9 protein-coding genes are annotated in these 12,937 nt (G+C 59.3%); 4 read left to right on the forward strand and 5 right to left on the reverse strand.

All coding sequences use genetic code 11. The features are described from left to right. Positions 1 to 169: 169 nt before the first annotated feature. Positions 170 to 1,732 carry a glycosyl hydrolase gene (locus LOC68_RS18785; RefSeq protein ID WP_230221594.1) on the reverse strand — a complete coding sequence of 521 codons (1,563 nt, stop codon included), beginning with the start codon at positions 1,730 to 1,732 and terminating at the stop codon, positions 170 to 172. 251 nt (positions 1,733 to 1,983) lie between these two features. Continuing rightward, positions 1,984 to 4,416 (reverse strand): DUF4159 domain-containing protein, encoded by a 2,433-nt coding sequence (locus LOC68_RS18790; RefSeq protein ID WP_230221596.1) that lies wholly within the window; start codon positions 4,414 to 4,416, stop codon positions 1,984 to 1,986. A gap of 290 nt (positions 4,417 to 4,706) precedes the next feature. Here LOC68_RS18790 and LOC68_RS18795 point away from each other — a divergent pair, with 290 nt between their 5' ends. From LOC68_RS18795 to LOC68_RS18810, 4 genes are all read left to right on the forward strand, one after another. After that, a complete protein-coding gene (locus tag LOC68_RS18795) occupies positions 4,707 to 5,663 on the forward strand; it encodes an AAA family ATPase (protein WP_230225167.1) in 957 nt (318 codons plus the stop codon). A gap of 220 nt (positions 5,664 to 5,883) precedes the next feature. Beyond that, the gene (locus LOC68_RS18800) at positions 5,884 to 6,780 is read left to right on the forward strand and encodes a DUF58 domain-containing protein (protein WP_230221598.1); all 897 of its coding nucleotides are present in this window, start codon (positions 5,884 to 5,886) and stop codon (positions 6,778 to 6,780) included. A 3-nt stretch (positions 6,781 to 6,783) separates the two neighbouring features. Next, a complete protein-coding gene (locus LOC68_RS18805) occupies positions 6,784 to 9,129 on the forward strand; it encodes a BatA domain-containing protein (protein WP_230221600.1) in 2,346 nt (781 codons plus the stop codon). Between the two features lie 2 nt (positions 9,130 to 9,131). Beyond that, complete coding sequence (locus LOC68_RS18810; RefSeq protein WP_230221602.1) at positions 9,132 to 11,399, forward strand: glutamine amidotransferase; 2,268 nt, start codon at positions 9,132 to 9,134, stop codon at positions 11,397 to 11,399. A 78-nt stretch (positions 11,400 to 11,477) separates the two neighbouring features. Here LOC68_RS18810 and LOC68_RS18815 read toward each other — a convergent pair whose 3' ends face one another. The 3 genes from LOC68_RS18815 to LOC68_RS18825 all read right to left on the reverse strand — a co-directional run bounded on the left by LOC68_RS18815 (position 11,478) and on the right by LOC68_RS18825 (position 12,885). Continuing rightward, complete coding sequence (locus LOC68_RS18815; protein WP_230221603.1) at positions 11,478 to 11,711, reverse strand: hypothetical protein; 234 nt, start codon at positions 11,709 to 11,711, stop codon at positions 11,478 to 11,480. A gap of 146 nt (positions 11,712 to 11,857) precedes the next feature. Then, positions 11,858 to 12,193, reverse strand: coding sequence for a hypothetical protein (locus LOC68_RS18820; RefSeq protein WP_230221605.1), 336 nt, complete (start codon positions 12,191 to 12,193; stop codon positions 11,858 to 11,860). Positions 12,194 to 12,264: 71 nt separating this feature from the next. Continuing rightward, on the reverse strand, positions 12,265 to 12,885 hold the full coding sequence (locus tag LOC68_RS18825) for a TetR/AcrR family transcriptional regulator (protein ID WP_230221607.1): 621 nt from the start codon (positions 12,883 to 12,885) through the stop codon (positions 12,265 to 12,267). Positions 12,886 to 12,937: the final 52 nt, after the last annotated feature.

The following is a 12,937-nucleotide window of genomic DNA, read 5'->3' on the forward strand; positions in this document are numbered from 1 at the left end:
GGTCGTCCGCGTCCCTCCTCAAAGGTAAACCCCGGCTAGCGACAGTTTACCTCCTGACGTATCGACCAGTCTAGTTGCGACCGGTCTGGACGAGGGGTTTGAGCGAAACTTTGTGGAACTGCCGCAAATAGCGGGGAGCCGAACGCAAGGAAGAATGGCGAAATTAAGCTCACTGCGCCAGCGTTTCGTCGGCCGTCACTGGTCGTTGCATCTGCTCGAGGTGAATCTGATCGATGTCCAGGCAAGCGCTTTCGACGTAGATGCCGATTTTTCCTTCCGAAAAAGTTTGATCGGCCAGGGAAATCACGATGCGGTGATCGATTGAAAACTCGATATAGCTTCCGTAAGCGACCAGGCGAATTTCGCACGGACGATCCAAACGGCTTCTCCAGTAGCCGGCCTGGAGCGTATCGAAACTCATCATATGCTCGCCGGTGGCGGAATTATCGGTTCGCCACGACCGCAATTGGGCGACGCCTCGATACATATCGAGCGATAGGAAGTAGCCGTCCTGCGACTCGGGATCGATCCGGAAGACGAGCCCGCACTTGCCGTTTCCTTGCATGTCGAGCCGCGCTCGAAAGCGAAAACAGTTGACCGTCGCGCCGAAGAGAAACGCTTGGAACCCGTAGTCGTTGCGAAGGCGAATCGAGCCGGCGTCATGATTCACCTCGGCCGAACCATCCTTGTCGGTCAGCATTTTCGAGATCTGGAAGACCTCGGGGGTCGCGTCCGACTTGATCTGTTGATCAAAGCCCTCGAACGACGCGACCTGCAATTGTCCATCGGACAACTGCCGAATCCGTTTGGGCGGGGGCAACAGGTTTTTCACCGTGCGCCGCGTGATGTCGTGCGAGTAGAAATTCCAGATCATCGGGCCATGATCGTCGAAGCAGATTCGCCCGGCGTAGTTTCCCTTCGGCAGCAGCACGTTGTCGAAAAAGTTCGCCCACGGCTTTTCGAGATCGGCCGCGTGCCAATACCGAATCTTCGCATCTTCCCGAATGCTGCCGATCAGGTAGCGTTCGCCGCGCAGTTTCATCAGGTTGGGAACTTCGATGTCGTCGTAGAGCCCAGGATGAAAGAGACTCGGATGCGATTCGAATTGATTCTCCGCCACTTCTTCCAGCAGCGAAACGCAGCCGCGGCGGCAGACGGGACCATCAGGAACGCGAGCCGCAGCCAACAGCCAGCCCCGTCCCTCGTCGTGATAGTAAAACGGATCGCGCCAGCTGATCCAGCGGCGACCTTCGGAGAGTTTGCTTTCGTAGTAAGGCGCCGGCGACTCAAGCGGGAAGTGGCTCTCTTCGTCATACGGCGCGTTGACCAGACTGGCCGGCGCATTGGTCACGCGGCAGCGCTTGCATTGATTCACCCAGCGGACCGGCGCTTTGACCCATTGATACAAGTCGTCGCTGGTCGCCATGCCGAGTCGCTGTACGAGGCCGTTATCGTGCTGCGAAAGGCCGGTGTAGAACATCCGCCACGAGCCCGGCTTGTACGGATTCGGCGAAACGTGCATCGTCCAGAGCATCGAATCGTCCCACGCGCCGGGATGGCCGATGAAGAGAGCGTTTTCGACCCGATGCCACGCCAGGCCGTCATCGCTGACCGCATGGGCGATAAAGTCGTGATTCGGCAGGACGAGATGAAACAGGTGGTAGACCCCGTCGTGATAGACGACGTCGACGTCTCCCATCGTTTTGCGGCCGCTATCCGACTCATGGTACATGCGCGTGTTCGCTCCAGCTGCTGGATCAAGGCTTTCCCTTTAATCTAGCATGTTTCGGCGAACGTTCCGACCGCATTTCTCTTTACTAGCCCGCAGCGCAAGCAAGGGAATGCGGCCGCAAGTAAATGACGAATGTCGAAGCTCGAATGACGAAACCTCTCTGATTCGACATTCTGGTTTCGACATTCGTCATTCAGCCCGACGCATTCCCTCGGCTCGCGCCTCGGGCTAGTGTCGGATTCGTTCGGGCTCTACTGCTGCATCGCAAACAGCAAGATGTTCGCTGCGATCCGGGCGGCGTCTTCGCGGACGTATCCTTTGCACTGTAGCGACGAACCGTTCTCCATCGCGCAGCTCAGGTCGAGCGGCGAGAAGACGACGACCAGGCGATCTTCGAGCCAGAGTCCTTCCAGCTTCGGCACCTGACGTGATTGCGTCGCTTGCAGGCCTTCCCCTTCCTGACGCTCTTGCGGATCGTTGACCGTGACGGTGGTGATGTCGAAGCCGTTGTACGCATCGGAGTAGATCGGGTGATCGAGCGGAATCTCTTTCAGCTCGGCGTCGGGGAACATCATCTTCATCTCGCGACGAAACGCCGTTGTGAACGGCACGCTGGCGCAGATCGAATCGGCGAACAGGAATCCGCCGCGCGAAAGATGTTCGGCCAGCGCGGTTCGCTCTTTCGCCGAGAACTTGAAGTCGCGGCGACCATGCATGAAGAGGATCGGGAACTCGTACAGCTTTTCGTAGCTCGGCGGAACCAGATGAGGCGATGCGTCGAAGCGGAAGTCGAGCTGACGCCCCGCCACTTTCACCATGTTGCCCAGCGCCGCCGGGGCGTCGTCGGCGCCGCCGGTATGTTGCACCTTGGCGACGATCAACGTGTTACGCGACTGGCCATCTTCGACGCCAAGCGAGTCGTCGATTTCGACTTCCTGCAGCTTATCTTTCAGCTTGCGACCGGTCGCGTAGGCCAACACATTGGCGCCGATCAGGCTGCCGGCTTCAATCTTCGCCCGGACCTTCGCTGGATATTTCGTGACCGCTTCGCTCCGGTTCAATTCCCAAAAGCAGCCGAGATCTTCGGGGCAGTAGACGACGCTGGTGCGGCAGCAAGCGTCGATCCCCAGCAGCGGCTTGGCGTACTGCGCTTCGATCGGCGCTTCGGCGAACCAGATTGGATGATCCGGCGGAAGAAGTCGGAGCGGCGCTTCGGGAAAGAGGCGTTTCATCAGGGCGCGGAAGTCGGCGTCAAACTTGGCGCCGCCGCAAGCCGCTTCGGCGAAGACGAAACCTCCTTGCTCGATATACAACTTCAAGCTCTTTTCCTGTTCCGGCGTCAGCTTCAAACCGTCGCTGCCGCTGATCCACAAGACGGGCGTTTGCAACAGGTCTTCGGTCGTCGCATGGGCGGCATCGACCACTTGCCAGGTCATCCGCTTGTTCCCCCACCGCGGCTCGACGAAGTGGGTCAGGTTGGCGATGTCGCTGCGATGACGATTCCAGTCATGGCTGATCACGTTACGCGGGCCGCTGGCGCCGTGCTTGTATTTGGCGATCAGCACTGGTCGGCGACCCTTCGCCAAAAAGAGGAGGGCCAGCGAAGTGGCGACCGCCGGGTGCGAGACTTCGGCCTGACCGGTGCCGCGCCACGAACCGCTGAGCGAGTCCTGGTTGTTGACCAGCATTTCGGCGCCTTCGCGATACCAATCGTGATCGCCGATAAAGCGGCGACCGCCCAAGCGTCCCACGCGTTCGACCGCGTAGAGATAGTACAGCAGGTTGAGCGAATCGCCCCCGTCGGCTGGGTTCGTGTAGACGGTGAAGTTGCGGCCGAGCCACGAGTAGCCATCTTCGATCGCTTCATTCGGCGTTTGCTGCCCGCAGCAGGCGATCGACTCGCCGTTGACCTCGGCGTCCCCTTCGGCCAGTCGCTTGGTGGTGATGATCAATGACGAGATCCCGGCGGCCGTCATGCTGCCGCGTCCCGGCGAATTGGGGAGATAGCCCCAAGAGCCGTTGGGATTCTGCGCTTTTTCCCAGTAGTCGTGCGACACGCGCCACGTCGGATCGTCGACTTTCGCCCCCACGTGGGCCGCTTCGTCGAGGGCCAAAATGGCGAACTGCGTGTTCGAGTTATCGCCGCCCCCCATGCCGCGCGGATCGCCATAGGTCCACATGCCGCTCCGTTCCCCCCCGCGAATTTGAATTCCGGCGAGCTTTTGGGCGTTCGCGACGATACTCGCTTTACGGCCGATCGGATCGGCCAGGCCATAGGCCATGATCTGCAGGCTGAGGGCGTAAGTGTTTTCCGGCTGGCCGATTTTCGTTTCGAGGTATTGCAGCGCTTTGGCGATCGCGGGATCGTCCGGATCGACGCCGCTTTCGATCATCGCCAACATCACCAAACTGGTGACGCCGCCCGGTTGGCCGGGGTATTCGGCCCAGCCGCCATCCGGTTGTTGCTGCTTGCGGAGGAAGTTGATGCCGCGGGTGATCGACTCGTTGACCAGCTGCGGAGTGACCGGCTGTCCGCCGCGGCGTGGGTTTTGTGCGGCGGCCGATGGCAAGCCGATCGATAAAGTCGCCGCAATCGTCACAATCGCCAAGGGTGCATAGGCAAGCTGCGTAAGCTTTCCAGAGATCGAAAACAGGCTAGCTGCGTCGCGATTGTTGGTCGACATAAATATCTAACTTTTCAATAGTTAACGCAGATATTGAAGCGCCCGTACACGTTGCCGCCGGCGGCTTGGATTCCTAAAATCACGCTGTCTGGACGCTTCCCCATATTTTAGAGCCATTCGGCGCTTGGGGGCGACAAAATTGCAATTTCCATTCGCTCTCCGCCAAATCGGCATCGTCTCGACAACCAACCAAGCCGGCCAGTGATTTCAGCCCAGTAGAGGATCGCTTCGTGGCAAAAACCCGCAACCTTGGCGAAGTACTACAAGAGTTTAAGCAACAACGGCTCGTGATGCAGCAAGAGTTGCAGAAGGTCATCGTCGGTCAGGAAGAAGTCATTGAGCAGTTGTTCGCCGCCATCTTTACTCGCGGACATTGCTTGTTGGAAGGGGTGCCGGGGCTGGCCAAGACCTTGATGGTCAGCACCTTGGCCCGCGTGCTCGACATGCAGTTCAAACGCGTGCAGTTCACGCCGGACTTGATGCCGTCCGACATCACCGGCACCAACGTGCTGGAAGAAGACGAGAACGGTCGCCGCAACTTTCGCTTTGTCGAAGGGCCGGTCTTCACCAACATTCTGTTGGCGGACGAAATCAACCGTACGCCTCCCAAGACGCAAGCCTCGTTGTTGCAGGCGATGCAGGAACGGGAAGTGACCGTCGGCCGAGAAACGTACGACCTGCCGGATCCCTTCTTTACGATCGCCACGCAAAACCCGATCGAACAGGAAGGGACCTATCCGCTGCCGGAAGCGCAGCTCGACCGGTTCATGTTCAACATCATCATCGGCTATCCGACTCTCAACGAAGAAGAGCGGATCTTGTCGACCACCACGCGGCAAGAGAAGGTCGAAGTTCGCAAGATCTTCTCGGCCCGTGCGATTCTCAATATTCAAAAGCTGGTCCAGTCAGTCGCCGTGAGCGAATACGTGGTGAAGTACGTGGCGCGCCTGGTCCGCGCGACGCGGCCGAAAGATCCCGACACGCCGAAGTTCGTCAAAGAGCTGGTCGACTGGGGAGCTGGTCCCCGTGCCGGTCAAAACCTGATCAACGGCGGCAAGGCGATCGCGGCGATGGAAGGACGTTTTTCGGTCGCAATTGAAGACGTCAAGAAGATCGCGATCCCGGTGTTGCGTCACCGCATCAGCACCAACTTCCAAGCCCAAGCCGAAGGGATGACCAACGAAGACGTCATCCGCAAACTGCTGAAAGAAATCCCCGAGCCGGAAGTGGAGAAGTTTGAGAAGTAGGTAGGTCAGGCCTCGGCCTGACGATCCAACATTACACTAGCCCGCAGCGCAAGCGAGGGAATGGGGGTGCAAGCAAAATGACGAATGTCGAAGCTCGAATGACGAAACCTCCTTCATTCGACATTCTGGTTTCGACATTCGTCATTTCGCCTGACGCATTCCCTCGCTTGCGCTGCGGGCTAGTGTGAAGCCCATCCTTCATCGTTCCCCTTAGAATCCCATGTCGACCGTCGAGAGCTACTTAAAGCCGGAAGTCATCCGCCAGATTGCGCGGCTCGACTTGCGCGCTCAGTTCGTCGTGCGGGGATTCTTTCAAGGGTTGCACGCGAGTCCCTATCACGGTTTCTCGGTCGAGTTCAGCGAGCATCGTCGCTACGAACAAGGGGACGACCCGAAAGACATCGATTGGCTCGTCTACGCCAAGACCGATCGCTACTACATCAAGAAGTTTGAAGCCGAAACGAACATCACCGGCTACCTGGCGATGGATCTCTCGAAGTCGATGGGCTACACCTATCGCCAGGAGATGACCAAGTTCGACTACTCGATCTCGCTGGCCGCGGCCCTTTGCTATTTGATGATTCATCAGCAAGACCCGGTCGGCCTGGTCACCTTCGATACGAAGATCCGCCAAAGTCTCCCCCCGAAGTCAAAGCGGAAACATCTGGGAGACGTGTTGTCGCTGCTCGCCAACTTGCAGCCGACCGGCGAAACCGACATCGCCCACAGCTTGTCGCAACTCGCCGCGATGCTCAAGCACCGCAGCGTGGTGATGATCTTCAGCGATTTGCTCTCCGATCCGGATGAGGTTTTCAAGGCGCTCTACCAACTGCGGCATCGGCAGCATGACGTCATTCTGTTTCACGTTCTGGACGAAGCGGAAGTGACGTTTCCGTTTGACGGGATGGTCGAATTGGAAGATCCGGAGTCGAAAGAGACGCTCAAGCTCGACGCCGGCAGCTATCGGGCCGACTATCGCAAAGAGGTCGAAGCGTTTCGCGAGCGATATCGCCGCGACGCCTCAAAGGCCGGGGTCGACTACGTCGAGCTCGATACCAGCATGCCGTTTGATAAGGCGCTGACCGAATACCTGATCAACCGCCGAACGAGGTTCTAAGCCATGCAGTTGGCCAACCTCAGTTTGCTCGCCGGCGGACTGCTGATCGCGGTGCCGATTCTGTTGCATCTGGTGATGCGGCAGCAGCCGAAGAAGATCGAGTTTCCCGCTTTGCGGTTCGTCCGTGCGCGTCAGGTGCAAAACCAACGCCGGCTTGAACTGAAGCATTGGATTCTGCTTTTCCTTCGCTGCGTGGCGATTTTACTGTTGGTGCTGGCCCTTGCTCGGCCGAGCGTCAGTTCCGCTTCGGTCAGCAGTTGGGTCTTGGTTGGTCTCTTGGCGTTTGGCGCGGCGATCGCCGGGATCATTGCGTTGGCGACCTGGACGGTCGGCGCCAGTCGCGGTCTGGCGATGGGGATGACCGGATTGGCGATTGCGCTGCTGATTGGTCTGGGGATCGTCACGCCGATGGCATTATCGGCCGGCGGGGGCGGTTCGCTGGGAGATCAAGAGGCGCCGGTCTCGGCGGTCTTCGTCTTCGACACAGCGCCCCGACTGCTCTATCAACATGAGAACCAGACGCGGCTCGAGAAAGCGCAAGAGATTGCGATCTGGCTGACGGGGCAATTGCCGCCGGAGAGCGAAGTGGCAGTCGCCGATCGTCGCAGCGGAGCTTCGATCTTTGCCGCCGATATCGGCGCCGCGCGGCAAGCGATTCAGCGGCTGGAAGTTTCCGCCGGCGGCGAAAGCATGGACCGCATCGTCTCCCAGGCGATTGATCTGGCCGACTCAAGCGAGAAGAAGCGGAAAGAGATTTACGTCTTTACCGATTTGAGTGAGCCTGCCTGGAAAGACGCGACGCTGAGCGACTTGAAAAAGAAGCTGGCCGAGCATCCTGACTATCCGCTTTACTTGATCGACGTTAGTGCGGCGGAGGTTCGCAACACGGCCGTCGCCGATTTGCAACTGTCGGCCGATAGCGTTTCGAAAAATAGCGACGTGCTGCTGCAAGTGGAAGTGGCGCATGACGGGCCGGAAACATCGCAGACGCTGGAGCTGTATCTGGAGCAACTCGATAACGCGTTGCCGATTGTCGAAGATGGCAAGCTGATTCTGCCAAAGGCGGACCGCCGTGATCGTCGTAATCTGCAACTCTCCGACGGCCAAACGATGTCGGTGCAGTTTCGCCTGGCCGACTTGCCGGTCGGGGTGCATCATGGCTGGGTCAGTCTGGCGGCGGCCGATGGTCTCGACGCCGACGACAAACGTTGGTTTACGCTGGAAGTCCGCGAGCCGTGGCCGCTGCTCATCGTGGAGCCGAAGCCGGGCGCGTCGCGCGATCTGATCAACGCGATCGCTCCGCCGGCGTTTCAGGAGTCGGGTCGCGCTCCGTTCGCCGTCGATGTGGTGACGCCCGACATGCTGGAGCGGCAAGAGCTGGACGCTTACCGTGGCGTGGTGCTGATCGATCCAGGCTCCTATTCAACCAACTCCTGGCGAAACCTTGATCACTACGTCGAGCGGGGCGGGGGACTCGCGATCTTCCTGGGGCCGAATGCGTCGCTCGACAAGATGAACGCCGAAGAGCCGCAGAAGTTGTTGCCAGGGAAACTGGCCCGGCAGTGGCGTGCCGGCGAACGGCTCTGGTATCTGGAGCCGAAAGACTATCAGCACAGCTTGCTCGCGCCGTTCCGTGAGATCGGCGATAGCGTGCCGTGGCGCAACTTCCCGATTGATCGCCATTGGTCGCTGTCGGAACTGGAGCCGGACGCCAACGTCGTCATTCCGTACAGCAACGGGATGCCGACCTTGATCGAACAGCGGGTCGGGGAAGGGCTGGTGCTGACCTTCACCACGTCGATCGCATCGGATGAAGATCCGGCTTGGAACAACTTGTTCACCGGCTTCGACTCGTGGCCCTTCTTCGTGCTGTCGAATCAGATGGCGCGGTACCTGGTCCGGAGCGGCGAAGAGCGACTCAACTATTTTGTCGGCGAACGAGCTTCGCTGCTGACCGGTCCGCAGCAAGCGGAAGAAACCCACTTGCTGTTCACGCCGCGCGGTGGCGATCCGCAAGAGGTGATTCCTGATCGCGGCTTGATCTTGATTCCGTTCACCGATCAGATCGGCACCTATCGACTTCGCCCGCTTGGCGGCGGACCGGCGCTGGGGTTCAGCGTCAACTTGCCGCCGTATGCGACGCAGCTTTCTCCCTTGCCGCCGGAGCAGTTGAACGAGATCTTCGGCGCCGATCGCTATCAGCTCGCCAAAGAGCAGAGCGAGATCGAACGCGAACAGGGCAAGGCTCGCGTCGGGCGTGAGTTCTTCTCGCCGCTGATCTTGCTGGTCGCGCTGATCTTGGCGATGGAGTTCGCCTTGTCGCAACGCTTCTATCGGCAGGAGGCGTAGCGATGTCTGGCTGGTACCTGCAACCGACGTTCGACAGTTTGACGGTCGTGTTTATCACGGCGGTGGTGCTGGTCGCGCTGTTGGCGATTGCTCCGTCGTTTGCCGCAAGCACGGAACGTCGCCGCGGGCTGATCGCGCTGCTCCGCTTCGGCGCCATCCTGCTTCTCGTGCTGACGATGCTCCGTCCCACTTGGTTGACGACGACCACCCGTCCGCAAACGGCGACGCTGGTCGTGCTGTTCGACGTCAGTCAAAGCATGTCGATCCCCGATTCATCCGGCGGGGAGACGCGCTATGAAGCGGTGAAAGATGCGCTGAAGGGCGTGCAGTCCGATCTGGCTTCGCTCGGTCAGAACATCGAAGTCGCCGTCTACTCGTTTGACTCGCATGCGGAACGGGCCGCGTTTGAGCGTGGGAAGATCACCTTCCCGCCGAAAGCGGATGGGCGGTTTACCGATATCGGTTCGTCGCTGGATGACGTGCTGCGGCAGATGGCCGGCAAGAAACTGGCCGGCGTCGTGCTGCTGTCCGACGGCGCCCAGCGTGTGTTTACCCCGCGGGTTGAACTGCAACGTGCGGCTCGCGACCTGGCTCGCTTGGATGTGCCGCTCCATACGCTTACCTTCGGTCAGGCGATCGATCCTTCGCAGGCCCGCGATGTGGCGGTCAAAACGCTGGCCGATCAGTTCACCGTCTTTGTGAAGAACGAACTGGTCGTTCAGGCAGCGGTTCATATTCAAGGGATGGCGAATCGCCCGGTTCCGGTTCAGTTGATTCTGGAAAACGAAAAGGGAGAAGCGACCGTCATCGACACGAAGCGGATCCAGACAAGCAAAGATCAAGAGACGGTCGACGTCGGTTTTCGCTACACGCCGCAAACGCCCGGACAGTACAAGCTGACCGTGGCGGTCGAGCCGCAAGAGGGCGAATTAATCACGAAGAACAATCGGCTCGACGCTTACCTGAACGTACTCTCGGGCGGACTGAAGGTGTTGTACCTCGAAGGTCGCGTCCTTGATCGCTTTGAGCAAAAGTTCCTTCGCCGCGCAGTCGCCACGTCGGCCGACATGCAGATCGACTTCCAGTGGATCGATCGTCGCCGCCGCAAGCAATGGCCGATCGACCTGACCAAGCAAATTGAAGAGGGGAAGTACGACGTCTTTCTGATCGGCGACCTTGATTCCTCGGCCCTCACGGACGAAACCTGGACGCTATTGGCGAAGCAGGTCGAAGAGGGAAAAGGGTTGATGATGCAGGGGGGCTTTCATACGTTTGGCGCCGGGCGTTATCAGCGAACCCCGCTGGCTGACGTGCTGCCGATCACGATAAATCGGTTTGAAGGGCAGGACTTCGACGCGCCGATTCGAGAAGACTTGCACGTCAACGGGAAGCTCCCGCTGCGACCGACCAAGCCGCACTATCTGACGACGATCGCCGCCATCACCGACAATGACGAAGCGTGGCGATCGCTGCCGCCGATGCATGGCGCCAATCACTTTGAAGGAGTGAAGCCGCGGGCCCAGGTTTTGCTCGAAAGCGACCGGAACGTGCCGATCCTGGTCGCCGGCGAATATGGACTTGGTCGCGTGTTGGCCTTCGGCGTTGATGGAACGTGGCAATGGGCGATGTTCGGTAAAGCTGATCTGCACAAGCGATTCTGGCGACAAGCGATTCTGTGGCTCGCGAAGAAGGAAGAACTGGAACGCCGCGACGTTTATGTCGAACTGCCGCAGCGCCGCTTTCCGCCGCAGTCGCAGTTTACGTTCAACGCCGGCGCGCGTGACGCGGCCGGCGACGTGATCGCCGACGCCACCTTTCAGGCGTCGCTGATCGCACCGGACGGCAGCAAAAGCAATCTTCGTCTCTCGCCGGGAGACGAAGGAGTGGTCGGGACGGTCGAAACGGGAGACGCCGCCGGCGACTACTTGATCGAAGTGACGGCGCTGCGCGACGGCAAGACGCTTGGAACCGGAACTGGCCGATTCTTCGTCGCCGATCAAGATCTGGAACTGGCCGACCCCTCGGCCAAGCCGTCGCAAATGGCGAGTCTCGCCGCCATCACTTCCGCGGCCGGCGGTCGGGCTTGGGCGGCGGAGCAATTGCCGGAACTGATCGAAATGGTGAAGAAGTCGCCGCCGGAAACCGAAATCGAAGTCCAAACCAAATGGACCTGGCCCGAGTCGACCCGCGACGCATGGCTCAATCTGATCCTGGTCGTCGCATTGCTGGGGGGCGAATGGTACCTGCGGAAGAAGTGGGGCATGGTCTAACGCCCCGCAGTCGCAAACGTTCAAACACTAGCCCGCAGCGCAAGCAAGGGAATGCGGCCGCAATTAGTTCAGAGTCCGCTAACCCGGCGAACCATCCGGACGCACTCGGCAAATGGCGCAGCGGACGTTGGTGATCGGCCATTTGCGATCACATTTCGGACAGCGCCATTTCTCGAGTTGATCTTGGAAGTCGGTGATTGCGCTGTAGTCGTACTTGTCTCCGCACTCGAGGCAACGGATGCCGGTCTCCGCTTCTCGACTTGCGATCGGGAAGTCAAAGAGGTAGTAGTAGGTTTTACTCCGACACTCCACGTAGGTCGTATTCTTTCGACAGGTTGGACAGTGAAACTTTCCCTGGTGGGATGTCGTTTCTTCTCGGGTTGTCCGGCCGAAGATGTTTGTCGACATGCTGTTCCTTCCCGTAACGATGGAATGCGTCTCGCGCGTAAAGAGCGACTCTATTCGTCGTCCTCGTCATCCTCCTCATCATTCCACGTCACCATGTCCCCAAAGCAAACTTCCCCAGTGCGAATCGCTTTCTGGCGGAGTTTGGCGTGGACCGTTTGATCTTCCGGGGTCCAGTCGAACGAGTCGTACAGTAAGCACCACTCGATGTTGACCAACTCGAGGTTCTGCTCGGCGACGGCGTTCTCGAACATCGTGACCGCTTCGTAGAAGTTGCCGCTGGGGACGAAGCAGTGGGTGAAGATGCCGGAGACTTCTTCCGGATTGAAGGCGCTGTCGGCGGTCGGTTTCAGTTCGACCATCAGAAAGTAGGTAGCAGGTTCAGACAACGGACGGTTCCTAGAGGTGTCGACGGGGAAAGTTCGCCGCCGACATCGTAGCACCCGCCTAGGTCGTCTCGCTACACGGCATAGCGGCTCAGGAACATCTCGACGGTCGAGTCGATCACGCGCTTCCGCACTTCTGGCGAAGGTTGCGGCTCGAGTCCGACCGCTTGCGGCCAGAAGGTGAACGTTTGCAGCAGCCCGCAGAACTGGGCGGCGGCGAATTCGCAGTCGTCGATCTTCAGCTTGCCGTCGGCGACCGCTTCTTCCAGCCAACGGACCAGGCGGACGCGGAACCGCTTTTGATCGCCGATCGTCTGCTGCGCCAGTTCCGGCGCCATCAGGAAGCGGGAGAGCGTGACGCGGACCAAACCCTGGAAGCTGTCGGAAGTGAACAGTTCGGTAACCCGATGCGCCTTTTCGGTCAGCTGGTCGACCAGCGAACGGTCGGCCTGGTAGTCGAAGTCAGGCATCTTTTCGGTCGCGTCGAGCAGTTCCTGGACGATCGCCAGGAAGAGGGCGTCCTTGCTCTCAAAGTGGTTGTAGACCGTCCGTTTGCTCACTTCGGCCGTCTCGGCGATCTTGTTCATGCTGGTGTTATCGAAGCCGCAGGCCTCGAATTCTTTCACCGCCGCGGCCACGATCGCCGCGCGCTTTCGATCAGTCAGACGGGTTTCCGCAGGGAGCTCGAGAGACAAACTTACACCTTGGGGTTTACTTTTTGGGGTGAACGTCTAAACTATACCGATC

It is taken from the genome of Blastopirellula sediminis (assembly GCF_020966755.1).
GTDB lineage: Bacteria > Planctomycetota > Planctomycetia > Pirellulales > Pirellulaceae > Blastopirellula > Blastopirellula sediminis.

Coding starts and splice junctions, on each gene's coding strand:
- LOC68_RS18785 (WP_230221594.1), bottom strand. CDS start 1,732: ATGTACCATGAGTCGGATAGCGGCCGCAAAACGATGGGAGACGTCGAC.
- LOC68_RS18790 (WP_230221596.1), bottom strand. CDS start 4,416: ATGTCGACCAACAATCGCGACGCAGCTAGCCTGTTTTCGATCTCTGGA.
- LOC68_RS18795 (WP_230225167.1), top strand. CDS start 4,707: ATGCAGCAAGAGTTGCAGAAGGTCATCGTCGGTCAGGAAGAAGTCATT.
- LOC68_RS18800 (WP_230221598.1), top strand. CDS start 5,884: ATGTCGACCGTCGAGAGCTACTTAAAGCCGGAAGTCATCCGCCAGATT.
- LOC68_RS18805 (WP_230221600.1), top strand. CDS start 6,784: ATGCAGTTGGCCAACCTCAGTTTGCTCGCCGGCGGACTGCTGATCGCG.
- LOC68_RS18810 (WP_230221602.1), top strand. CDS start 9,132: ATGTCTGGCTGGTACCTGCAACCGACGTTCGACAGTTTGACGGTCGTG.